The 21,970-nt window shown below is 62.2% G+C and carries 21 protein-coding genes, 1 tRNA gene and 1 pseudogene; 20 read left to right on the forward strand and 3 right to left on the reverse strand.

Annotation, left to right across the window (positions count from 1 at the left end):
- The first annotated feature begins 2 nt into the window (after positions 1-2).
- The 17 genes and pseudogenes from pspB (at position 3) to MRK42_RS08885 (ending at position 15,715) form a co-directional block, all read left to right on the forward strand.
- The gene (gene pspB / locus MRK42_RS08805) at positions 3-239 is read left to right on the forward strand and encodes an envelope stress response membrane protein PspB (RefSeq protein ID WP_338612201.1); all 237 of its coding nucleotides are present in this window, start codon (positions 3-5) and stop codon (positions 237-239) included.
- Positions 236-640, forward strand: a complete 405-nt coding sequence (pspC, locus tag MRK42_RS08810) for an envelope stress response membrane protein PspC (RefSeq protein WP_026456298.1) — start codon at positions 236-238, stop codon at positions 638-640. The genes pspB and pspC overlap by 4 nt, the downstream gene beginning before the upstream one ends.
- 173 nt (positions 641-813) lie before the next feature.
- Positions 814-2,220 carry a YcjX family protein gene (locus MRK42_RS08815; RefSeq protein WP_338612202.1) on the forward strand — a complete coding sequence of 469 codons (1,407 nt, stop codon included), beginning with the start codon at positions 814-816 and terminating at the stop codon, positions 2,218-2,220.
- Between the two features lie 51 nt (positions 2,221-2,271).
- Positions 2,272-3,315, forward strand: coding sequence for a TIGR01620 family protein (locus MRK42_RS08820; protein WP_338612203.1), 1,044 nt, complete (start codon positions 2,272-2,274; stop codon positions 3,313-3,315).
- Positions 3,316-3,492: 177 nt separating this feature from the next.
- Positions 3,493-4,416 (forward strand): LysR family transcriptional regulator, encoded by a 924-nt coding sequence (locus MRK42_RS08825; RefSeq protein WP_005305481.1) that lies wholly within the window; start codon positions 3,493-3,495, stop codon positions 4,414-4,416.
- Positions 4,417-4,604: 188 nt separating this feature from the next.
- On the forward strand, positions 4,605-5,750 hold the full coding sequence (locus tag MRK42_RS08830; protein WP_338612204.1) for an ABC transporter substrate-binding protein: 1,146 nt from the start codon (positions 4,605-4,607) through the stop codon (positions 5,748-5,750).
- Between the two features lie 71 nt (positions 5,751-5,821).
- Positions 5,822-6,835, forward strand: coding sequence for an ABC transporter ATP-binding protein (locus MRK42_RS08835; protein ID WP_338612205.1), 1,014 nt, complete (start codon positions 5,822-5,824; stop codon positions 6,833-6,835).
- Positions 6,832-7,800 carry an ABC transporter permease gene (locus tag MRK42_RS08840; RefSeq protein ID WP_095591526.1) on the forward strand — a complete coding sequence of 323 codons (969 nt, stop codon included), beginning with the start codon at positions 6,832-6,834 and terminating at the stop codon, positions 7,798-7,800. Before MRK42_RS08835 ends, MRK42_RS08840 begins: the two co-directional genes overlap by 4 nt.
- Positions 7,801-7,807: 7 nt before the next feature.
- Positions 7,808-8,623, forward strand: a complete 816-nt coding sequence (locus MRK42_RS08845; RefSeq protein ID WP_167826527.1) for an ABC transporter permease — start codon at positions 7,808-7,810, stop codon at positions 8,621-8,623.
- Positions 8,624-8,652: 29 nt separating this feature from the next.
- Entirely contained in the window at positions 8,653-10,083 is a 1,431-nt protein-coding gene (locus MRK42_RS08850; RefSeq protein WP_338612206.1) for a gamma-aminobutyraldehyde dehydrogenase, read from the forward strand.
- A gap of 146 nt (positions 10,084-10,229) precedes the next feature.
- Positions 10,230-11,024 carry a phenylalanine 4-monooxygenase gene (gene phhA / locus MRK42_RS08855; protein ID WP_338612207.1) on the forward strand — a complete coding sequence of 265 codons (795 nt, stop codon included), beginning with the start codon at positions 10,230-10,232 and terminating at the stop codon, positions 11,022-11,024.
- 51 nt (positions 11,025-11,075) lie between these two features.
- Entirely contained in the window at positions 11,076-11,414 is a 339-nt protein-coding gene (locus MRK42_RS08860) for a 4a-hydroxytetrahydrobiopterin dehydratase (protein WP_338612208.1), read from the forward strand.
- A 31-nt stretch (positions 11,415-11,445) separates the two neighbouring features.
- A pseudogene (locus MRK42_RS08865) lies at positions 11,446-11,535 on the forward strand (4a-hydroxytetrahydrobiopterin dehydratase); the annotation flags it as partial.
- Between the two features lie 134 nt (positions 11,536-11,669).
- On the forward strand, positions 11,670-13,217 hold the full coding sequence (gene tyrR, locus MRK42_RS08870) for a transcriptional regulator TyrR (RefSeq protein ID WP_042029231.1): 1,548 nt from the start codon (positions 11,670-11,672) through the stop codon (positions 13,215-13,217).
- A gap of 175 nt (positions 13,218-13,392) precedes the next feature.
- A complete protein-coding gene (locus tag MRK42_RS08875; RefSeq protein ID WP_338612461.1) occupies positions 13,393-13,962 on the forward strand; it encodes a YfiR family protein in 570 nt (189 codons plus the stop codon).
- The gene (locus MRK42_RS08880; RefSeq protein WP_338612209.1) at positions 13,959-15,200 is read left to right on the forward strand and encodes a diguanylate cyclase; all 1,242 of its coding nucleotides are present in this window, start codon (positions 13,959-13,961) and stop codon (positions 15,198-15,200) included. Before MRK42_RS08875 ends, MRK42_RS08880 begins: the two co-directional genes overlap by 4 nt.
- Before the next feature lie 26 nt (positions 15,201-15,226).
- Entirely contained in the window at positions 15,227-15,715 is a 489-nt protein-coding gene (locus MRK42_RS08885; RefSeq protein ID WP_223377362.1) for an OmpA family protein, read from the forward strand.
- Positions 15,716-15,797: 82 nt separating this feature from the next.
- Here the strand turns inward: MRK42_RS08885 and MRK42_RS08890 are convergent, their stop codons facing one another.
- Positions 15,798-16,526 (reverse strand): TerC family protein, encoded by a 729-nt coding sequence (locus MRK42_RS08890; RefSeq protein ID WP_225632097.1) that lies wholly within the window; start codon positions 16,524-16,526, stop codon positions 15,798-15,800.
- Positions 16,527-16,635: 109 nt separating this feature from the next.
- Between MRK42_RS08890 and MRK42_RS08895 the strand changes: the two genes are divergently transcribed.
- From MRK42_RS08895 to MRK42_RS08905, 3 genes are all read left to right on the forward strand, one after another.
- Positions 16,636-17,751 (forward strand): ATP-NAD kinase family protein, encoded by a 1,116-nt coding sequence (locus MRK42_RS08895; RefSeq protein ID WP_338612210.1) that lies wholly within the window; start codon positions 16,636-16,638, stop codon positions 17,749-17,751.
- Between the two features lie 109 nt (positions 17,752-17,860).
- Positions 17,861-18,139, forward strand: coding sequence for a YfcL family protein (locus MRK42_RS08900; RefSeq protein ID WP_042029226.1), 279 nt, complete (start codon positions 17,861-17,863; stop codon positions 18,137-18,139).
- 98 nt (positions 18,140-18,237) lie between these two features.
- Positions 18,238-19,899, forward strand: a complete 1,662-nt coding sequence (locus tag MRK42_RS08905; protein ID WP_338612211.1) for an AMP-binding protein — start codon at positions 18,238-18,240, stop codon at positions 19,897-19,899.
- A 73-nt stretch (positions 19,900-19,972) separates the two neighbouring features.
- Here MRK42_RS08905 and MRK42_RS08910 read toward each other — a convergent pair whose 3' ends face one another.
- Positions 19,973-21,136, reverse strand: a complete 1,164-nt coding sequence (locus MRK42_RS08910) for an aminotransferase class I/II-fold pyridoxal phosphate-dependent enzyme (protein ID WP_338612212.1) — start codon at positions 21,134-21,136, stop codon at positions 19,973-19,975.
- Positions 21,137-21,665: 529 nt separating this feature from the next.
- Positions 21,666-21,741 (reverse strand) — tRNA-His (locus tag MRK42_RS08915).
- Positions 21,742-21,970 lie beyond the last annotated feature (229 nt).

Genomic DNA, 21,970 nt, shown 5'->3' on the forward strand with positions numbered 1-21,970 from the left:
AGATGGAAGATCTGCTGGGTGTATTGATGGTTCCCATGGTGGTCTTCATGATGGTGGTGGCTCCCATCTGGCTGGTGCTGCACTACCGTGCCAAGGGGCGGATTGGTGCCGGGTTGGCCGATAGTGAACGGGAACAGCTGCAAGGGCTGCTGGCCCGTGCCGAGAAGATGCAGGAGCGGGTCGGGGCACTTGAGTCGATTCTGGACGCTGAAGTCCCGGGCTGGAGGAACAAGGTATGAACAGCGCGTATCGTGAGGGGCGCAATCTCTATCGCGATCCCCGCCAGGGAAAGATAGCGGGGGTCTGCGCCGGTCTTGCCGACTATTTCGGGGTGGAGACCTGGATCGTGCGCCTGCTGGCCATCAGTGGCCTCATCTTCGCCGGCTTCATCACCTTCACCGCCTATATGGCGGCTTGGTTCCTGCTCGACAAGAAGCCGGTCACCCTCTATGAGCAGGAGGAAGAGGCCTTTGCCGAGGTACGAATGAAGGCGCGCAGCTGGCAGGCGGGGATCACCCCCCATCAGGCTCTGGGGCGGATCAATCGCGAGCTCGATGCACTGGAGCCCAGATTGCAGCAGATCGAGAAGCTGGTGACCTCCAAGGAGTTCACCCTGCAGCGGGAGTTTCGCAAGCTGTAAGCCAGCCACCGGCCCTGTGCGAACCTCTCACCCCGCAGACGGGCACCTGCCACCACCTTGGTGGCGGCAGGTGCCCGTCGGCAGAGGCGAGTGTTTGGACGGGGAGACTATCCAAGCCAATCAGCAACTCCATCATCAGCCCCATCACCAAGCTAGGGAGAACGGGATCAGCCTTGATACTCAATAAACTGGAACAGAAGTTGAATCGCCTGCAACACAAGGCGAACGACGTGGTGAACCGGGTTCGGGATCGCCACATCCGGCTGGCGGTGACCGGCCTCTCCCGCAGCGGCAAGACCGCCTTCATCACCGCCCTGGTCAACCAGCTGGAACATGCGGCCATCGACGGTCGTCTGCCCCTGTGGGATGCCCTGCGCCAGGGGCGCATTCTCGGTGCCCGCCGGGTGCCGCAGCAAAATCCCCATATTCCCACCTTTGCCTACGAGCGCGGCCTCGACTCCCTGTTTGGCGATCCGCCGGCCTGGCCCGAGCCCACTCGCGGGGTAGCCGAGGTGCGCCTCGAAATCCGTTATCGCACCCGTCACCCCCTGCGCAAACACCTGGGGGAGATCTCCACCCTCTACGTGGATCTGGTGGACTATCCGGGGGAGTGGTTGCTCGATCTGCCGTTACTCGAGATGAGTTACGAGCAGTGGAGCGAGCAGGTGCGCGATCAGCTGCGCCGCCCCGAGCTGCAAACCCTCGCCGTCGGCTGGCTGACGCCCGCCTGGCAAGCGGATCAACCCTTCGAGGAGCGGCCGGTCGCCCAGCTTGCCGAGCGCTACACCGACTATCTGCACGCCTGCAAACGGGAGCTGGGACTGCATCTGATCCAGCCCGGTCGCTTCGTGTTGCCAGGGGAGTATGCCGGTGCCCCCATGCTGCAGTTTGTGCCCTGGGTGTGGGACAAGCCTGCCGGCGAACCCGTTGATGGCACCCTCTACGCCACCCTCAAGCAGCGTTTTGAGCAGTACAAGCAGCACCTGGTGCAGGGTTTTTATGAGCAGCACTTCGCGGGCTTTGATCGCCAGATCGTGCTGGTGGACTGTTTGCAGCCCCTCAATGCCGGCGCCGCCAGTTTTGGCGACATGCAACAGGCCATTGCTCGCATCATGGAGAGCTTTGCCTACGGCAAGAGCAACTGGTGGCGCCGGCTCTTCTCGCCGCGTATCGACAAGCTGTTGTTTGTGGCGAGCAAGGCGGATCACGTGACGCCGGAGCAGCACGGTCCCCTGGTCTCCCTGCTCCAGCATCTGGTGCGTAGTGGTCGCGGCCAGGCGCGCTTTGAGGGGATCTCCACAGAGTGCCTGGCGCTGGCCGCCATCAAGGCGACCGAAGTGGGCAAGGGGGTGGCCAATGGCCGCGAGTTTCCCGCCATCCGTGGTACCAGCCTCTCGGGTGAGCCGCTCTTGCTGTTCCCGGGCGAGGTGCCCTCCCATATTCCGCCCGCGCAATGGTGGAACACCCAGGGCTTTGATTTTCAGGCGTTTCGCCCCATGCCCATGAGTGCCCATCAGGCGCTGCCCCATATCCGGCTTGATGCGGCGCTGGAGTTTTTGCTTGGGGATCATCTCGAATAACGGGTGTGCGGCCTAGGTTCGTCCTCGGCACCACGCACAGGAGAAAAAGTGATGAACGATCAGACAAAACAGTACGGGGATGCCAAGGCATCGCTGCAGGGCAAGGTGATCCTGGAGCCAGCCCTCAAGGTGGCGAGCGAGGAGCGACCGCCTGCCCCCGCCCAGCGTCTCGATGAGACCAGCTTCGAACGCCTCGACGATCTCGATGCCCTCACCGAGGTGGAACCGGCTCTGACCCTGCGGCCGCGCCGGCGTCATCGGTTGCTCGCCTGGGGGCTGGGGGCGGTCGGCCTGCTCTCCCTGGGGCAGTATGGCGCCTTCCTCTACGATCAATTTCTCACCACCCCGCTCTGGGGCAGCGCCTGGCTGCTGGCCTCAGGCCTGGTGGCGGTGGGTACCGCCGGGGTGGTGGGGCGCGAGTGGTTGCGTCTGCGCACCCTCAAGAAGCGCCAGGATGTGCGCTCGCGGGCCGAAGACTTGCTGGCCCATCAGGGGGTCGGGCAGGGGCTGGCGTTCTGCGAACAGCTGGCCGAGCGCAGCGGTGACAAGGGGCGCGAAGGGTACCAGAGCTGGCTTGGCCAGCTCGACGAGAGCCACAGCGATCGGGAGGTGCTGACTCTCTACAGCCAGCTGGTGCTCGGCGAGCGCGACAAGCTGGCCCAGGCGCGGGTGGCCAAGTGGTCGGGGGAGGCCGCCGTGCTGGTGGCCCTGAGCCCGCTTGCCACCGTCGACATGATGCTGATGCTGTGGCGCAACCTGCGGATGATAGAGGACATTGCCGATGTCTACGCCATCGAGCTCGGCTACTGGAGCCGCATTCGCCTCATTCGCCAGGTGTTTCGCAACATGCTCTACGCCGGTGCCACCGAACTGGTGACCGAGGTGGGGATGGACTTGCTGGGGGCCGAGCTCACTGCCAAGCTCTCCGCCCGCGCCGCGCAAGGGGTGGGGGCCGGGCTGCTTACCGCTCGCCTTGGTCTGCGTACCATAGAGGCGTGCCGCCCGTTGCCCTGGTGCGCGGATGAGAAACCCAAACTCGGTGAGCTGCGCAAGCGGCTGATCGGGCAGCTGGCAGGTTATCTCAACAAAGGCTGATCCTGCCTTTCGATGACATGTGGATCATCGCATCCCCGCCGATCCTGTTTAAGGTTGGCGGGGATGCGTCGTGTTGCCCCTCCGGTTCAGCAACTGTGATCCCTGTGTGCATTGTTGTCCGGCGGGCATTGCGGGTAAGCTGGCCATTCGACCGATGCTCTACGGCAAGGATGCCAGATGAACTTTACCTTCCGCCAGATCCGCTATTTCGTGGCGGTGGCCGACAGCTTCTCGGTCAGCCGCGCCGCTGCCGAGCTGCACATCTCCCAGTCGGCTGTCACCAGCGCCATCCGCGAGCTGGAGAGCGAGCTCGGCGCCCCCCTGTTCGATCGCAACCCGCGCGGGGTCAGCCTCACCACTCAGGGCCACCAGTTTCTGCTGCACGCCCGTCGCATCCTCGGCGCCATGACCGAGGCGAGCCACTCCCTCAAGGCGGTGGCCCAGCAGGATCAGGGGCGGCTCACTATCGGTGTGACGACCCTGGTGGCCGGCTACTACCTGTCGGAGGCGCTCGGCCGCTTTCGCCGCGCCTTCCCGGCGGTACAGATCGAGGTAAAGGAGGACGAGCAGCCCTATCTCGAGCACCAGATCGTCAACGGCGAGGTGGACGTGGGGATCCTGATGACCAACCGCACCATCCGCCAGGAGGCGTTCGATACCGAGCTGCTGACCCGCTCGCCGCTGCGGGTCTGGCTCGCCGCCAACCACCCGCTCTGCGCCGAGTCGACCCTCTCTCTCAAGGCGCTCGGCGAAGAGCCCATGATCTCGCTGACCGCCGACCAGCTGGACCAGATCATCGGTGGCGGCCTGCGCCGCTACGGCATAGCGCCGCGCATCGTGCTGCGTACCGCCTCGGTTGAAGCGGTGCGCAGCCTGGTGGCGAGCCAGCTCGGGCTCGCCCTGCTGCCGGACTTTGCCTACCGCCCCTGGTCGCTGGAGCAGGAGCGAGTCGAGGCCCGCGCCATCAAGGAGCCCATTCCCGCCATCGACATCGGCCTGGTGTGGCGACGTGGCTCCCGGCTGGAGTGGACCGCCCGCGAGTTCATCGACATAGTGCGGGATCAGAGCCGGTTGCGAGCACGTCAGGCGCTCCCTCGCTAACCATCTCTTGCGGAGCTATCACTAAAATTCAGATTCATCTGCACTCGATATCGATTTTACAGATACCCAAGCCGTTAAAAATTGAAATTCTCATTGATCCCGGCTTCTCCTACGCTCATGACTGGTTAACAGGATGTTAATGCCTACTGTGGCGCCGCCACGGTTGCCAATCATGCAAGGAGAGCAAGATGAAATTGACCCCTCTGACCCTGGCCCTGATCCCCGCGCTGCTGGCTGGCCAGACTCAGGCTGCCCCCACCTCACTCGGCAAGGGGGAAGGCCAGCTCAACATTGTGGCCTGGGCCGGTTATATCGAGCGCGGTGAAACTGACAAGAATTACGACTGGGTCACTGGATTTGAAAAAGAGACCGGCTGCAAGGTCAACGTCAAGACGGCCGCTACCTCGGACGAGATGGTGGCGCTGATGAACGAAGGGGGCTTTGACCTGGTGACCGCCTCGGGCGATGCCAGCCTGCGCCTCATCGCCGGCGGCAAGGTACAAGCGCTCAATCTGGCGCTCATCCCGAGCTACGGCAAGATAGATCCCCGCCTGCAAAATGCCCCCTGGCACACGGTGGATGGCAAGCACTACGGCGTGCCCTACCAGTGGGGCGGCAACATATTGATGTACAACACCAAGGTGTTCCCCAAGGCGCCCGACTCCTGGAGCGTTGTGTTCGAGGAGCAGACCCTGGCGGACGGCAAGTCCAACAAGGGGAGGGTGCAGGCGTTTGACGGCCCCATCCACATTGCCGATGCGGCCCTCTATCTGATGACCCATCAGCCGGCCCTCGGTATCAAGGATCCGTATGAACTGAACGAGGATCAGTACAAGGCCTCCCTCGACCTGCTGCGCCAGCAACGCCAGCTGGTGGGGCGTTACTGGCACGATGCCTTCGTCCAGATCGATGACTTCAAGAACGAGGGGGTGGTGGCCTCCGACTCTTGGCCGTTCCAGGCCAATACCCTGATCGCCGACAAGCAGCCCGTCGCCACGACGGTGCCCAAGGAAGGGGTCACCGGTTGGGCCGATACCAGCATGGTGCACAGTGGCGCCAAAAACCTCACCTGTGCCTACAAGTGGCTGGAGCACTCCCTCAACAACAAGTTGCAGGGGGATCTCGCCTCCTGGTTTGGTTCCGTGCCCGTGGTGCCGGCCGCCTGCGAGGGAAATGCCCTGCTCGGGAAAGAGGGGTGCAAGACCAACGGCATCGACAACTTCGATCGGGTGCACTTCTGGCGTACCCCCGTCTCCCAGTGCAAGAGCCAGGGAACCTGCGTGCCGTATTACCGCTGGGTCTCGGACTATATCGCCATCCTGGGTGGTCGCTGAGGTCGCCTGAGTAAATGCCGATATTGGGCCGGACAGGCGTCCGGCCCGCTTCCCACAGACAAGGATGCACCATGACAGCCGTACAATTTGACCGGGTCAGCCGCCACTATGGCGAGGTGACGGCGGTCGACGACATCTCCTTCCAGATCCCTGCCGGCGAGTTCTTCACCCTGCTGGGGCCGAGCGGTTCCGGCAAGACCACCTGCCTGCGGATGATCGCGGGCTTCGAATACCCGAGCGAGGGGGAGATCCGGCTGTTCGGTGAACCTTGCTCCACCGTGCCCCCCTACGATCGCAACCTCAATACGGTGTTTCAGGACTATGCCCTGTTTCCCAACATGGATGTGCGCGACAACATCGGCTACGGCCTGATGCTCAAGGGCGTGGCCAAGGCGGAGCGCTACCGCAAGGTGGACGAGATGCTGGAGCTGGTACGCCTGCCCGGCGTCGGCAGCCGCAAGCCGGGTCAGCTCTCCGGCGGCCAGCGCCAGCGCATCGCCATCGCCCGCGCGCTGATCAACCAGCCGCGCATCCTGCTGCTGGACGAGCCGCTCGGGGCGCTAGATCTTAAGTTGCGCGAGCAGATGCAGCTCGAGCTCAAGGCCTTGCAGCGCCAGCTCGGCATCACCTTCATCTTCGTCACCCACGACCAGCAGGAGGCGCTCTCCATGAGCGACCGCATCTGCATCTTCAATCAGGGCAAGATCGAGCAGATCGCCGCGCCGGATACCATCTACGATGCCCCCGCTACCCCCTTCGTCGCCCGCTTCGTCGGCACCGTCAACCTGTTCGAGGGAGAGCAGGCCCGCCGCCTGTGTGGCGATGAGCGCCAGATGATGGTGCGCCCGGAGCGGATCCGCCTCGCCGAGGCCGGTACGCCCGGCTGGTCAGGGGAGGTGCGCGAAGTGGAGTACCTCGGCCCCTTCGTGCGCTACCGGGTCGATCTCGGCGAACAACTCGAGCTCATCGTCAACCACCCCAACGAGGGCCAGGCCCGCCTGCCCCGTGGCACCCGGGTCAGCCTCAGCTGGCCGGAGCAGGCGATCCACCGTCTGCACACCGCCCACCAGGGAGCTCAACCATGAGCGCCCCCCACAGTGCGAGCCTTGCCATGAGCCACGCTACCGACTCCGTTCGCGTCAGGCCGCTGCGGCGCCTCTCCACCCTGCTCTACGGCCGCTCCGGTCTGCTGCTGGCCATCCTGCTGGGGCCGCCCCTGCTCTGGCTCGGCATCATCTACGTCGGCTCCCTGCTGATGCTGCTCTCCAACGCCTTCTTCGGGCTGGACGAGTTCAGCGGCCAGATCCGCCACGAGCTGGGCCTGCAGAACTTCGTCGCCCTGCTGCGGGCGGAGAATCTGGACGTGATCCTGCGTACCGTCGGCATGTCGCTGCTGGTGACCCTGGCCTGCGCCCTGCTCGGCTTCCCGGTGGCCTACTACATGGCGCGCTACACCAGCGGCAAGACCCGGGCCCTGTTCTACGTCGGCATCATGCTGCCGCTCTGGTCCAGCTATCTGGTGCGGGTCTACGCCTGGAAGCTGATCCTGGCCAAGGAGGGGGTCGTCAGCTGGCTGGCAGACACTCTGGGGCTGGACTGGCTGCTCGACGCCATCCTCTCGCTGCCGGTGATCGGCGGGCCGTCGCTGTCGTTCTCGCGCATCGGTACCTTCATCGTGTTCGTCTACGTCTGGCTGCCCTTCATGATCCTGCCCATCCAGGCGGCGGTGGAGCGGATCCCGCGCTCTTTGCTGGAGGCGAGCGGCGATCTCGGGGCGACGCCTGCCCAGACCTTCCGCACCCTGATCCTGCCGCTGGCCTTGCCCGGCGTGGTAGCGGGCTCGATCTTCACCTTCTCCCTGACGCTGGGGGACTACATCATCCCCGGCATCATAGGTAACTCGACAATGTACATAGGTCAGGTGGTCTATATGCAGCAGGGCACGGCGGGCAACCTGCCCTTCGCCGCCGCCTTCTCGCTGGTGCCGATCCTTATCATCGCCATCTACCTCACCATCGCGAAACGCTTGGGAGCCTTCGATGCGCTCTAATCAGCCCATGAAACGGGACCATGGCAACCAGCCTTCCGGCCTGCTCAAGTACGCGGCCATCGGCGGTCTCTTGTTCCTGCACTTTCCGATCCTGTTCATCTTCCTCTACGCCTTCACCAGCGAGAGCAAGAGCTACCAGTTCCCGCCGCCCGGGCTCACCCTCAAGTGGTTCGAGGTGACCCTCAACCGCCCCGACGTGTGGCGCGCCATCCAGCTGTCGCTTGAAGTGGCCGGGCTCGCTACCCTGGTGGCCATGGTGCTCGGCACCCTGGCGGCGGGGGCCATCGCCCGCAGCCGCTTCTTCGGCCAGGAGGTGGTGTCGCTCTTGCTGGTGCTGCCCATCGCCCTGCCCGGCATCGTCACCGGCATCGCGCTGCGCTCCGCCTACGGGGTGATGGAGATCCCCTTCAGCTTCTGGACCATCGTCATCGGTCACGCCACCTTCTGCGTGGTGGTGGTCTACAACAATGCCCTGGCGCGCTTTCGCCGCACCAACCAGAGCCTTATCGAGGCGTCGATGGATCTCGGTGCCGACGGCTTCCAGACTCTGCGCTACGTGATCCTGCCCAACCTCGCCACCGCCCTGCTGGCGGGGGGCATGCTGGCGTTCGCCCTCAGCTTTGACGAGGTGATCGTCACCACCTTCACCGCCGGCCAGCAGACCACGCTGCCGATCTGGATGTATCAGGAGCTGATCCGGCCACGGGACAGGCCGGTCACCAACGTGGTGGCGCTCATCATAGTGGCCTTCACCACCATTCCCATTCTGCTTGCCTACTATCTCACCCGCGACGGCCAGGACGTCGCCGGCAGTGGCAAATAACGACTCAACGCGTGCGCAAGGATGCAACCATGAAACTCTCTACCCAACTCTTGATCGACGGCCAGTTCGTCACCGGTGACGGCCAGGCCGAGCCCATCCTCAATCCGGCCACCGGGGAGCTTCTCGCCTCGGTGCCCGAAGCCTCGTTCGAGCAGGTGAACCGGGCGGTGAACGGCGCCCAGCGCGCCTTCGCCCAGTGGAGCCGCACCACGCCAGCCCAGCGCAGTACCCTGCTGCTGCGCCTGGCCGATGCCATCGAACGCCACGCCGAGGAGTTTGCGGCCCTCGAATCCCTCAACTGCGGCAAGCCCTATCTGGCGGTGCTCAATGACGAGCTGCCGGCGGTGGTGGACTGCTTCCGCTTCTTCGCCGGCGCCGCCCGCTGCCTGCAGGGGCCGCTCGCCGGGGAGTATATCGAGGGGCACACCAGCATGATCCGCCGCGACCCCATCGGCGTGGTGGGCAGTATCGCCCCCTGGAACTATCCACTGATGATGGCGGCCTGGAAGATGGCCCCGGTGCTCGCCGCCGGCAATACGGTGGTGCTCAAACCCTCAGAGCAGACCCCCCTCACCGCCCTGCGCCTGGCGGAGCTCGCCAGCGAGCTCTTCCCCCGCGGCATCATCAACATCGTCTGCGGCCGGGGCGAGAGCGTGGGGGCGCCGCTGGTGGAGCACCCGCTGGTGCGCATGGTGTCCCTCACCGGTGACATCGCCACCGGCCAGAAGATCCTGCAGAGCGCCGCCCGCACCATGAAGCGCACCCACCTTGAGCTGGGGGGCAAGGCGCCGGTCATCATCTTCGACGATGCGGACCTGGAGGCCGTGGTGGCGGGCATTCGCACCTTCGGCTTCTACAACGCCGGCCAGGATTGCACCGCCGCCTGCCGCATCTATGCCCAGGGCAAGATCTACGACAAGTTTGTCGCCGCCATGACGGATGCGGTCGCCTCCATCAAGGTCGGTGGTCCGCGCGAGGAGGGGGTGGAGATGGGGCCGCTTATCTCGGACCGGCAGCGCAACCGGGTGGCCAGCTTCGTGGAGCGGGCCCAGAGCAGCGGTCACGTGGAGGTGACGGCGGGGGGCAAGATCCGCCCCGGCAACGGCTTCTTCTTCGAGCCAACCCTGATCGCCCATGCTCGTCAGGAGGATGAAATCGTGCGGCGGGAGGTGTTTGGCCCTGTGGTGTCGGTGACCCGCTTCAGCGACGCCGAGCAGGTGGTGCAGTGGGCCAACGACTCCGACTACGGCCTCGCCAGCTCGGTCTGGACCCGTGATCTGGGCCTTGCCAGCAAGGTGGCCAGCCACCTGCAGTACGGTTGCACCTGGATCAACACCCACTTCATGCTCACCTCCGAGATGCCCCACGGCGGAATGAAGATGTCCGGCTATGGCAAGGATCTCTCCCTCTACGCCCTGGAGGACTACACGGTGCCGCGCCACATCATGGTCAAGCTCTAGCAGCCTAGCCAGAATGATTGTCACAAATTATTTACATTTGTTGCCGCCAGCCGACCCGAGGGTCGGCTGCTTTTTTGCGAGGCGAAACGTTACAGTGATCCAGAGAGTGTCAGGGAGCCCGCGCCGGGCCGAGGGATGGAACCGCTATGACAACGCTTTACACCGCATATCAGCCGGATGCCCGGGGCGTCATTCACTACCCGGATGAAGATCATGGCACCTGGCAGATCCTGATCGACCGCCAACTCGGGGCGTTGGAGGGGAGGGCGTGCGATGAGTACCTGGCGGGGCTGGCCCGCCTCGGCCTGCCCCGGGATCGCATCCCCCAGTTGGCAGAGATTAACGCCGTGTTGCAAGAGGCCACCGGCTGGTCGGTGGCCGCGGTACCTGCCCTCATCTCGTTCGATCGCTTCTTCGCCCTGCTGGCCAATCGCCAGTTTCCGGTGGCGACCTTCATTCGCCATCGGGACGAGCTCGATTACCTGCAGGAGCCGGATATCTTTCACGAGATCTTTGGTCATTGCGCCATGCTGACCAATCCCGCCTTTGCTCACTTCACTCATCTCTATGGCCAGCTGGGGCAGAAGGCAAGCAAGGAGGAGCGGGTCTTTCTGGCGCGCCTTTACTGGTTCACTGTGGAGTTTGGCCTGATCGAAAGCCCGGCGGGGCTTAGGATCTACGGCGGCGGCATTCTCTCTTCCATCGGCGAGACCGCCTATGCCCTCTCGGGCCAGCCGCTGTTGCAACCCTTCGACCTGCTCGAGGTACTGCGCACTCCTTATCGCATCGATATCATGCAGCCCACCTATTTTGTGCTGCCAAGCCTCAATACCCTCTACCGGCTGACCGGGGAGGAGATCTTGGCCGCGCTGGCCGAGGCCAAACGCCTTGGCTTGCGCCCGCCACGCTTTGCCCCCGCCGCGGGCAAGCAGGCGAGCTGAACGTCACCCGTTTTTCGTGATCCCCATCAAGAGAGCAACAAGGAGAGTCCCATGTCCGAACTGGCAAGCCAGCAGTGTGAAGCGTGCCGCGCCGATGCCCCCAAAGTCAGCGATCAGGAGCTGGCCGAGCTGATGCATCTCATCCCCGACTGGCAGCCGCTGGTCGTGGAGGGGGCGCTGCAGCTGAGGCGCGAATTCGTCTTTCGCAACTTCAAGGAGGCGCTGGCCTTCACCAACCGGCTCGGCGAGCTGGCAGAGGTGGAGTTTCATCATCCGGCCATCCTGACCGAGTGGGGCAAGGTCACTGTCAGCTGGTGGACCCACAAGATCGGCGGGTTGCACCGTAACGACTTCATCATGGCGGCACGCACGGATGAGCTGCTGAAGTGAAGACGCCACCACTCATCGAGTGGGCGATATGGTGACCGTGAGTTGGTGGACCCACAAGATTGGGGGGTTGCACCGCAACGATTTCATCATGGCGGCGCGCACCGATCAGCTGCTCAAATAAGCGTCATGGGTTGACCTGGGCCTGCCCGGCGAAAGCGGGGTAGGCCCGCATTTTTATGGGCTGGCGCTCGCACTGGGGGGGGCGAGTCTGTATTATCCCGTCATTCATAGAGTTAGCTAGGAAGTGTGTCCCGAATGCGTCTTGAAGTCAGCTGTGAAGACCGCCTGGGCCTGACCCGGGAACTGCTCGACCGCCTGGTGGAGCACAATATCGATCTGCGCGGCATCGAAATCGATACCTCAGGCATCATCTATCTCAACTTTCCCGAGCTGGAGTTTCGCGATTTCCAGCACCTGATGCCGGAGATCCGCCGCATTCCCGGCGTCTATGACGTCAAGACCATCCCCTACATGCCCTCCGAACGGGAACACCACGAAATCGAGGCGCTGCTCAAGGCGCTGCCGGATCTGGTCTTCTCCCTCGACAGCAAGGGCAAGGTGACCCAGGCCAACCAGTCGGCGCTCACCACCCTCGGCCTGCCGGTGGAGGAGGTGCGCGGCGTGGCGCTGGGCTCCCTGGTCAAGGGCTTCTCCTTCGGTCGCTGGCTGGAGGCGAGCGAGATCAAGCCCCAGACCTGCAAACTCACCATCCATGGTGAGGAGTATCTGGCGGATCTGATGCCGCTGTTCGTGGCCGAGGAGAAAGGTAAACAGGCCCTGGCCGGCGCCGTGGTGGTGCTCAAGTCCGCCCGTCGGGTCGGCATGCATTTCAGCGCGCTCCATGCGGTGGAAGTGGGGGGCTTTGAGCATCTGCAGGCCGAAAGCCCCAAGATGAAAGAGGTACTGGCCCAGGCCCGCAAGCTGGCGATGCAGGATGCCCCGCTGCTCATTGTCGGCGAGACCGGCACCGGCAAAGAATTGTTGGCCCGCGCCTGTCACGGCGCCAGCCTGCGCTCCAGCCACCCCTTCATGGCTCTCAACTGCGCCGCCATGCCGGACAACGTGGCCGAGAGCGAGCTGTTTGGCTATGCCCCCGGCGCCTTTGGCAACAACACCGAGGGCAAGCGCGGCGTGCTGGAGCTGGCGAGCGGCGGCACCCTGATGCTGGACGAGATCGGCGACATGTCTCCCCATCTGCAGACCAAGTTCCTGCGGGTGCTGCAGGACGGGGTATTTCGCCGGGTGGGCGACGAGCAGGAGGTGAAGGTCAATGTGCGCTTCATCTGCACCACCCAAAAGCAACTGCTGGATCTGGTGCATGAGGGTAAGTTTCGGGAAGATCTCTACTATCGCCTCAACGTACTGAGTCTGGGTCTGCCTCCCCTGCGCGAGCGCAAGGCGGACATCATGGCGCTGGCACAGCAGTTTGTCTCCCGCTTTGCCAGCGAGTTGCAGCGCCCGCGTCCGCGCTTTACCCGCAACATGGCCGATTACCTGACCGCCTATCGCTGGCCCGGCAACGTGCGCCAGCTGCGCAACTGTCTTTATCGGGCCATGACCTTGCTGGAAGGGGATGAGCTGGGTCCCGAGCAGATCGATCTGCCGGTGGCCGCCGAGGCCATGCCGCTCATCGACGAGTGGTTCGAGGGGGATCTCGACGATGCGGTGAAGCGCTTCGAGAGCCAGTTGCTGGCACGGCTCTATCCGGCCTTCCCGTCGACCCGCCAGCTCGCCAAACGGCTGGGTGTGTCGCATACCGCCATCGCCAACAAGTTGCGGGAATACGGGATCGGCAAGAAGTAATCTCCTCCCGCTCCTTGCATCCAACGGAGTCCATTGAAATATGGGCTCCGTTTTTATTTGTACGACCTGACCATCGGGACCGGATCCGGACTTGTCAAGGGGTTGCCGGGCCCCTTACTCTCTCCAGTTCATGTACCGAAACCGCACGATGGCGGTGATAGAGAGAGGCGGTTTTATCCTGATGTTATTTCCTTCCCCCGGCGTTGTTGTCCGCCTGTCACTCCTGTTGCTGGTACTGGGGCTGGTGTTTCCTTCGGGGACCATCGCCGCGGCGAAGACGGCTGCCGAAGTGCGGGCGAGTGCCGTCAAGGAGCTGGTGCTCGATATCATGAGCTACACCCGCTGGCCGGTGGAGCCCGAGGTGCTGCGTCTGTGTGTGGTGGCGCCGACCGAATATGCCGGCGCCCTCTTCTCCATCACGGGTCAGAGCAATGGGAGAGCGGTAAGCGTCAATCGTTACGGGGTGACGGATCCTGCCATCCGCGATCACTGTGATGTCCTCTATCTGGGAGTGGTGGATGAGACGACCCGGCTCGACCTCTTTTCCCGCCTGAAAGGCCGGGCCGTGCTCAGCATCAGTGAACAGAACGCCGAGTGCAGTGCCAGTGCGGTCTTCTGTTTGCAGCCGGATCCCGCGAGCGAGCGGGTTCGCTTCGACGTCAACCTGGATGCGCTGGCCCTGAGCGGTGTGCGGGTCCATCCTGCCGTCCTCAAGCTTGCCAAGGCGAATAGGGAGGCTCCATGACGGCCTGGCCAGGCTCCCGTGATCAACGACTGACCCTGCACCAAAACCTCAGACGTACCCACCTGATGGCCGCCTTCACCTCGGCCTGCGTAGTGGGGATCTTCCTCACCCTGATCGCCTTGCTGGCCATGCGGTTCCATGCGGAGCACAATCTGGAGCTGGTGGCCCGAGCCATCAGCTATACCGCAGAGGCGGCCGTGGTGTTCCGGGATGAGGAGGCGGCCAACGAGGCGCTCAGAACCATCGCCGAGCGTGAAGAGGTTGCCGAAGCGCAGATCTATCTGCCCGATGGCACCCTGCTGGCAAACTGGCGTCGAGCCACGAGTACCCCCCTGGCGGGGCTGGAGAACTACCTGGCCGAACGGATACTGCCGGGGCCTGCCCGGGAGTCCATGATGCGGGGCAAGGAAGTGATCGCCGAAGTGCGGGTCAAGGGACACGGACAATCGTTGTTGCTGTTTTTGCTGGCGGTGTTGCTGGTGATGCTGGTCTGCCTGCTGCTCAGCGCCATGGGGGCGCTCTATGTGGCAGGACGAATGCAGGTGTCGATCATCGGGCCGCTGCGGGATCTGGCGCAGGTTGCCCACTCGGTGCGCCGCCAGCGCACCCTTGGGATGCGCGCCAGCCCCGCTGCCATCGTTGAGCTCAACGAGTTGGGGGAGGATTTCAACTCCCTGCTCGACGAGTTGCAGGCCTGGCAGCAGCATCAGGCTCGCGAGAATGCCAGCTTGTTGCATCAGGCGACCCACGATGCCTTGACGGGGCTGCCCAATCGGGCACTGTTCGAGGCTCGTCTGGAGCAGGCCATCATAGAGGTGGAGCTGGAGGGTAGCTCCTTTGCACTGCTTTACCTTGATTGTGATCGCTTCAAGCAGATCAATGATTCCCTCGGACACAACGCCGGCGATGATGTGCTGGTGACCTTGGCCAAGCGTGTGCAGCACCAGCTGCGGCCGCAGGATCTGGTGTGCCGCCTTGGGGGAGACGAATTCGCCATACTGTTGAGTCCCGCCCATCAGGCTATGGATGTGGAAGAGGTGATCACTCGTATTCAGCAGGCGATGAAGGATCCTGTGGTATTGCGGGATGAGCAGCAGCTGGTCGCCGGGATCAGCATAGGGTTTGCCATCCATCAGCCCGGGACAAGTGCCAGCGAGCTTTGTGCGTTGGCTGACAGTGCCATGTATCTGGCAAAACGCGCCCGTCGAGAGGAGGTTGATGCCGCCAGGACGGCGTGAATGGAAGTCGTTAAGGAGTCGTAACCATGAAGATGTCCCTCTCCCTCAAGGCCGCCGTGCTTGGCCTGCTGTTTTCCCTGCTGGCTGGCTGTCAGAGTCCGCCCAGGGGATTGACCGAAGAACAAGTGATGGTATTGAAGGAGCAAGGTTTTCATCTGACCGATGAAGGCTGGACGCTGGATTTTGCCAACCGGGTGTTGTTTGCCAACAACGTCGGGAATCTTACGCCACAGACCCGCCAGGCGGTGGAAACGCTGGGCAACTCCCTGCTGAAGGTGGGCCTCGACAAGGCCAGGATAGACGGTCATACCGACAACACGGGTGACGCCGCCTATAACCAGCAGCTCTCGGTGAAACGGGCCCAGTCGGTGGCGGATGTGCTGGTCTCGGTGGGCATGAAGCCGGCCAACCTCGAGGTCCGCGGGCGTGGTGATACGGCCCCGGTAGCCGACAATCGCACCTCGGCCGGACGGGCAGACAATCGTCGGGTGGCTATCGTGATTGCCAACGAATAAGGCAAGAGCCAGCCAGACATGTCGTGTACATAGCAAAAGAGCGCCCCGGGAGGCGCTCTTTTTGATCCTGCGATCGTGATGGCTATTTCTGCCCGCTGGCAGTCGTGTGGCTGCGCAGGCGAATGTTGATCATCTCCACCACCAGCGAGAAGGCCATGGCGAAGTAGATGTACCCCTTCGGAATGTGCACATCAAGTCCTTCCGCCATCAGGGCGAAGCCCACCAGGGTGAGGAAGGAGAGCGCCAGCATCTTGATGGTGGGGTGGCTGTCGACAAAATCGCCGATGGCCTTGGCGGCGAACATCATGATGAAGACGGCGATCATGATGGCCAGCACCATGACGGGCACGTGATCCGCCATGCCGACTGCTGTGATGACGGAATCCAGGCTGAACACGATATCGAGGATGGCGATCTGGAGCAGGGTGCTGACAAAGCCGGAGGCGACGGCCGTCGTGCTCTCAGGCTCGGCCGCGCCCTCCAGAGTGGCGTGGATCTCGTGGGCGCTCTTGCCGATGAGAAACAGGCCCCCCAGTAACAGGATCAGATCGCGCCCCGAGATGGCCTCGCCCAGCACGGTGAAGAGCGGGCTGGTGAGGCGCATCACCCAGGCCAGGGAGAGCAGCAGCAGGATGCGGGTGCCCATGGCGAGCGCCAGTCCCAGAATGCGCGCCTTCTGGCGCTGGGCTTCGGGCAGGCGGCCGACCAGGATGGAGATGAAGATGATATTGTCAATGCCAAGTACGATTTCGAGCAGGGTAAGAGTAGCGAGAGCGACCCAGGCTGAGGGGTCAAGAACCCATTCCAACATAATTGCACCTTGATAGGGAAAAACGAAACGGAACATTTTAACAGGGGGAGACCGCTTGTCCCAGTGTGGCGAAAAGATAAGAATGGTCGCCATCGCAAGGGAGGGACGCATGTTTCGATTAGGACTCATCATTAATCCGGTTGCCGGCATTGGCGGGGCGGTCGGTCTCAAGGGCAGTGATGGCGTGGTGGAAGAGGCGCTTGCTCGCGGCGCCGTGCCCAGGGCTCAGGAGCGGGCACGGCAGGCCCTATTGCCGCTGTGCGAGCTGGCTGAGCGGTTCGAGTTGCTGACGGTCGCCGGCGAGATGGGGGAGGCGCTGGCCCGTTCTCTTGGTTTGCTCTGCCGGATTGTCTACCACCCCGAAGGGGAGGCCACCAGTGCCACCGACACCCGCCAGGCAGCCGAGCGGATGCGCGACGCCGGGGTCGATCTGTTGCTGTTTGCCGGCGGCGATGGCACGGCGCGGGATATCTGTGCGGCGGTGGGGGAGTCGTGCCATGTGCTCGGCATTCCGGCGGGCTGCAAGATCCACTCGGGGGTCTACGGGGTGACCCCTGCCGCGACGGGCAGGGTAGCGGCACGGATGATCGCAGGGGAGCTGCTCAGCCTCATCGATGCCGAGGTGATGGACATAGATGAAGAGGCGTTTCGAGCGGGCAAGGTGCGTGCCCGTCACTATGGCCAGTTGCTGGTGCCAGGCGATCTGCGTTACGTACAAGCGGTCAAGCAGGGGGGCAAGGAGTCCGAAGAGCTGGTGCTGGCGGATCTGGCCGCCGGCTTTGTGGAGCAAATGGAACCCGATATTCTCTACCTGATGGGGTCCGGCAGCACGGTGGCCGCCTGCATGGCGGAGCTTGGCCTGGAAAATACCTTGCTCGGTGTGGATCTGGTGGAAAATGGCCGGCTTATCGGGCAGGATCTGTCCGCCGCCGAGATCCTGACCCGGATCCACGGCCGTCACTGCCGTCTGATCATTACCCTGATAGGCGGTCAAGGACATCTGTTCGGGCGCGGAAATCAGCAATTGAGTCCAGAGGTGATTCGGTGTGTCGGGCTGGAAAATATCCAGGTGCTGGCGACCAAGAGCAAGTTGGCCGCGCTTGAGGGCCGACCGCTGCTGGTGGATACCGATGATCCCGAACTGAACCGGGCGTTGAGTGGTTATCTGCGGATCACCACGGGATACAAGGATCAGGTCATCTACCCGGTGGCCAACCCGGAATAGGACGTCAAGGAAGCCGCTGGCTTGGCGCCAGAGAGCCGCAATCAACCGGATTGCGGTTCCATACCCCCGAATTATTTTGCCGGCAACCCCGGAAATGAGGCTGCGTTACATGACGATTCACGATTTTGAGCACAAGTTGTTGGGACTGATCGACGACATGGTTGCCACCGCGACAGATGATGAGCTGTTTGCCGGAGGATACTTGCGGGGGCATATCTCGCTGGCGGTGGCCCGGGCCGAGCTGGAAGGCAAGACCCTGGTGCGCGATGTCAAGAGCTATGTGCTGCGCAGCCTTAACGAGGCCATCTTGCAGGGGGAGCTCTCCGAGCAGGATGAAGAGCTGGTGCAGACCATGTGGAAACGCCTGCAGCAACAAGCGGAAGCTTGATCAAAAACACATTTCAAACGGAAGTATGAGTTTCTGCTTCCCTGATAGTTATCAAAAGGTTAATAATAAGTATCGCCTTTTGTTTCAGGGATTAAACTATGGCTTCCACATCACATATTGCCAAGAAACTGCCGCTCGAGATGCTCTATCACTGGGAGCGGCAGTGTCCTGATCGGATTTATCTGCGACAAACCATCAACCGCGAATATGTCGACTTCACCTGGGGTGAAGTGGCGGAAGAGGCGCGGCGCATGGTGACGGCCCTGCGTCATCTGGGGCTGGTTGCCGGTGACAAGGTGGCGCTGCTCTCCAAGAACTGCGCCCAGTGGTTCATCGCCGATCTCGCCATGCAGATGGGGCAGTATGTGAGTGTGCCCATCTATCCCACCGCCAACGTCGATACCATCGAATATGTGCTGCGCCACAGCGAAGCCAAGGCCATCTTCGTCGGCAAGCTGGATGACTGGAAGAGTCAGGAGGCCGGCGTCCCCGCCGATCTGCTGCGTATCGCCTTTCCCTATGACACCATGCCGGCCAGCCACCAGTGGGACGACCTGCTGGAGGCGCACGAGCCCATTCCAGACAACCCGGTGCAGGCGCCGGACTCCTTGCTGAGCCTGGTCTACACCTCTGGCAGCACCGGCAAGCCGAAAGGGGCCATGCTGAGCGTCGAGCGTTACGCCTGGTCCTGCGAGAAGCTGGTGGAAACGGTCGGTCTGACCCAGGCCGATCGCGGCTTCTCCTATTTGCCCCTCGCTCACATCACAGAGCGGGTCTACATCTATGGTGGCAGCCTGTTTGGCGGTGCCACCATCGCTTTCCCCGAATCCCTCGATACTTTCATCGATGACGTCAAGCGCTGCCGTCCCACCGTGTTCATCTCGGTGCCGCGCCTGTGGGCCATGTTCCGGATCAAGATCCTCGAGAAACTGCCCCAGAAGAAACTGGAGCTGCTGCTTAAAATCCCACTTGTTTCCAGCCTCATCAAGAGCAAGCTGCAAAAGGGGCTGGGACTGGATCAGGCGCGGGTGCTGGGCTGTGGCTCGGCGCCTGTGTCACCGGCCCTGCTTGAGTGGTACCTGAGCATCGGTCTGAATGTCACCGAAGCCTGGGGCATGACCGAAAACCATGCCTACTCCACCATCAACTACCCGTTTCGGGCCGACAAGATCGGTACCGTCGGCAAGGCGGGGCTTGGCGTGACCATCAAGATCTCCGATGAAGGGGAGATCCTCTGTCGCTGCGAAGGCATGATGCTGGGCTACTACAAGGATCCCGAGCACAGCGCCGAGGCCATCGATGCGGATGGCTGGCTCCATACCGGCGACATGGGCAAGCTGGACAGGGAGGGGTATCTCACCATCACGGGGCGGATGAAGGATGTGTTCAAGACCGCCAAGGGCAAGTATGTGGCGCCTGTCCCCATCGAAGGGTTGCTTGGGCAGGAGTCCATCATAGAGCAGCTGTGCGTGATTGGTTATGGCATGCCGCAACCCATCGCCCTGGTGCAGCTCGCCGAAAGCGCCATGAAGGGAGACAGGGGAGCGGTCGAGGCCCAGCTGGAGGCGGCCCGCAACCGGGTCAACGATCAGCTGGAGGCTCATGCCAAGTTGCGTGGCATCCTGGTGGTGAAGACACCCTGGAATATCGAGAACGGCGTGCTCACTCCCACCATGAAGATCCGCCGCCACCTGCTGGAGCAAAAATATGCCGATATCGGCGAGCAGTGGCCTTCACGCCCCATCGTGTGGGAAGAGTAATGTCAGACATCGCCTGATCGCGTTGTGAAAACGGCGGCCATGATGGCCGCCGTTTTTGTGTTAGGTAAAAGAGTTAAAGGAGGGCGAGCGCCGCCGCCAGATCGGCGATGAGATCGTCCGCATCCTCCACCCCTATGCTGAAACGAATGAGATCGTCATTCACCCCGGCGGCGAGGCGGCTCGCCTCGTCCATGGCGGCATGGGTAGTGCTGGCCGGATGGCAGGCCAGGCTCTCGAGATCGCCGAGGCTCACCGCCTGCACGAATAGTTGCAAGTTGTCGAGCAGGGCGGCGCAGCGCTCAAACCCTCCTTCCAGCTCTATGCTCACCATGCCACCAAAGCCGCTGGCGAAGGTGCTAAGGGCAGGGTGGCCCGGATGGCTGGCCAGCCCCGGGTAGATCACCTTCTTCACTGCCGGGTGAGCGGCCAGAAATTCGGCGACTCTTTGCGCATTGTGCAGGTGGGCATCCATGCGCAGCGGCAAGGTCTTGACTCCCCGTTGCAGCAGGTAGGCCTCCTGTGGGCCGATGGGGGAGCCGATATGTTTGAGTGCCACAGTGCGGATGGATTTCATCAGCGCGTGGGATCCGGCCACCACACCGGCGATGATGTCGCCGTGGCCGCCCAGGTACTTGGTACCGCTGTGCATCACCAGATCGACACCGAGCTCCAGTGGGCGCAGTAGATAGGGGGTGAGGAAGGTGTTGTCACACACACTGATGGCGCCCACCTTGCGGGCCGCCTTGACCACCACTCGCGGGTCCACCACCTTGAGGGTGGGGTTGGTCAGGGTTTCGAACAACACGACCTTGGTGGCGGGGCGGATGTTGGCCAGCAGATCCTGATCGCTCTCGTAGGCGGTGACCTTGATGCCAGCGCGGCTGAAGGTCTGTTTGAGGAACGCATCTGTGCCACCGTAGAGAGGACCAATATAGGCCACTTCATCGCCGCAATCGGCCAGGGCATACATGATGGCGCTCACCGCCGCCATGCCACTGGCCACCACCAGTGCCTCATCGGCTCCTTCCAGCGCTGCCAGCTTCTGCTCCAGCTCGGCGGTCGTGGGGTTGCCAAAGCGGCTGTAAATGAACCCGGGAGCCTGGCCGGCAAAGCGCTCCTTGCCCGCCTGGGCGTTGAAGTAGCTGAAGGTGCTGCTCTGGTAGAGGGGGGGGGTGAGGGCGCCAGTCTGGGGATCGATTCGCTGGCCGCTGTGCACGCTCATGGTCTTGAATTTCATTGTGTTACTCCGTGGTCGCCAGAAACTGGCACAGATATTCAGGTGTGATTATGGTTGGCAAGACAAGTTGCTCGAAGTCCGTCTATGGTTTGCTCCTCGCTCTATCCTGATTGGCAAGGTCAAGGACAACCAGTGCGGTTGGGCATAGCAATGAGACTTGAATGCCTGGCCTTGATTGCGTGATGCTGCGAACCGCAGGAACATCAGTGCAGGTTCATGGGCTGCAGTAGTGTAGTTAGCGACGGGATAGCGAGTCCGGTAATAGGAAGTGGGTGAGAATGGGAGAGGTTACCGTTTTTCGTAATAAAACATAAACAACAAATTATTCTGAGTTATAAGCAAAAACGAAACAAGATTCAGAGTATTGATGATTTTGTGTCTTTATGAGGTGGAATGCATAGAGCAAAGAACGGGCTTAGTCCTTTGATTTTGCAGAAGGGCAAAAACAAAAAAACCGGCATAAGCCGGTTTTTTTGTTTCACTCTGGAGAGCGTTCTGCTCGCTATGAATTGCGAGTGCAGAGAGATAATGGGGTGGCTGATGGGGCTCGAACCCACGACAACCGGAATCACAATCCGGGACTCTACCAACTGAGCTACAGCCACCACTAAAACTGTCATTGATTTCCATTTATCTGATAAAAGAGGCAATCAATGGCGCGCCCTGCAGGATTCGAACCTGCGACCCACGGCTTAGAAGGCCGTTGCTCTTCTAACCCCTTTACTTAGGTTACCACAAGTTACTACTAAGCGCTTTATGGTGCGGATGATAGGCTGATAAGTCGCATAAATCAACAAAATTTTATAGCTTATTGATTTGACCAACCCCCTATTA

It is taken from the genome of Aeromonas sp. 19NY04SH05-1 (genome assembly GCF_040581895.1).
Taxonomy (GTDB): Bacteria; Pseudomonadota; Gammaproteobacteria; order Enterobacterales; family Aeromonadaceae; genus Aeromonas; species Aeromonas enteropelogenes.

Excerpts from the sequence above, each read along its gene's own strand:
- pspB (WP_338612201.1), top strand. The coding sequence starts at position 3 with ATGGAAGATCTGCTGGGTGTATTGATGGTTCCCATGGTGGTCTTCATG.
- pspC (WP_026456298.1), top strand. The coding sequence starts at position 236 with ATGAACAGCGCGTATCGTGAGGGGCGCAATCTCTATCGCGATCCCCGC.
- MRK42_RS08820 (WP_338612203.1), top strand. The coding sequence starts at position 2,272 with ATGAACGATCAGACAAAACAGTACGGGGATGCCAAGGCATCGCTGCAG.
- MRK42_RS08825 (WP_005305481.1), top strand. The coding sequence starts at position 3,493 with ATGAACTTTACCTTCCGCCAGATCCGCTATTTCGTGGCGGTGGCCGAC.
- MRK42_RS08830 (WP_338612204.1), top strand. The coding sequence starts at position 4,605 with ATGAAATTGACCCCTCTGACCCTGGCCCTGATCCCCGCGCTGCTGGCT.
- MRK42_RS08835 (WP_338612205.1), top strand. The coding sequence starts at position 5,822 with ATGACAGCCGTACAATTTGACCGGGTCAGCCGCCACTATGGCGAGGTG.
- MRK42_RS08840 (WP_095591526.1), top strand. The coding sequence starts at position 6,832 with ATGAGCGCCCCCCACAGTGCGAGCCTTGCCATGAGCCACGCTACCGAC.
- MRK42_RS08845 (WP_167826527.1), top strand. The coding sequence starts at position 7,808 with ATGAAACGGGACCATGGCAACCAGCCTTCCGGCCTGCTCAAGTACGCG.
- MRK42_RS08850 (WP_338612206.1), top strand. The coding sequence starts at position 8,653 with ATGAAACTCTCTACCCAACTCTTGATCGACGGCCAGTTCGTCACCGGT.
- phhA (WP_338612207.1), top strand. The coding sequence starts at position 10,230 with ATGACAACGCTTTACACCGCATATCAGCCGGATGCCCGGGGCGTCATT.
- MRK42_RS08860 (WP_338612208.1), top strand. The coding sequence starts at position 11,076 with ATGTCCGAACTGGCAAGCCAGCAGTGTGAAGCGTGCCGCGCCGATGCC.
- tyrR (WP_042029231.1), top strand. The coding sequence starts at position 11,670 with ATGCGTCTTGAAGTCAGCTGTGAAGACCGCCTGGGCCTGACCCGGGAA.
- MRK42_RS08880 (WP_338612209.1), top strand. The coding sequence starts at position 13,959 with ATGACGGCCTGGCCAGGCTCCCGTGATCAACGACTGACCCTGCACCAA.
- MRK42_RS08885 (WP_223377362.1), top strand. The coding sequence starts at position 15,227 with ATGAAGATGTCCCTCTCCCTCAAGGCCGCCGTGCTTGGCCTGCTGTTT.
- MRK42_RS08890 (WP_225632097.1), bottom strand. The coding sequence starts at position 16,526 with ATGTTGGAATGGGTTCTTGACCCCTCAGCCTGGGTCGCTCTCGCTACT.
- MRK42_RS08895 (WP_338612210.1), top strand. The coding sequence starts at position 16,636 with ATGTTTCGATTAGGACTCATCATTAATCCGGTTGCCGGCATTGGCGGG.
- MRK42_RS08900 (WP_042029226.1), top strand. The coding sequence starts at position 17,861 with ATGACGATTCACGATTTTGAGCACAAGTTGTTGGGACTGATCGACGAC.
- MRK42_RS08905 (WP_338612211.1), top strand. The coding sequence starts at position 18,238 with ATGGCTTCCACATCACATATTGCCAAGAAACTGCCGCTCGAGATGCTC.
- MRK42_RS08910 (WP_338612212.1), bottom strand. The coding sequence starts at position 21,136 with ATGAAATTCAAGACCATGAGCGTGCACAGCGGCCAGCGAATCGATCCC.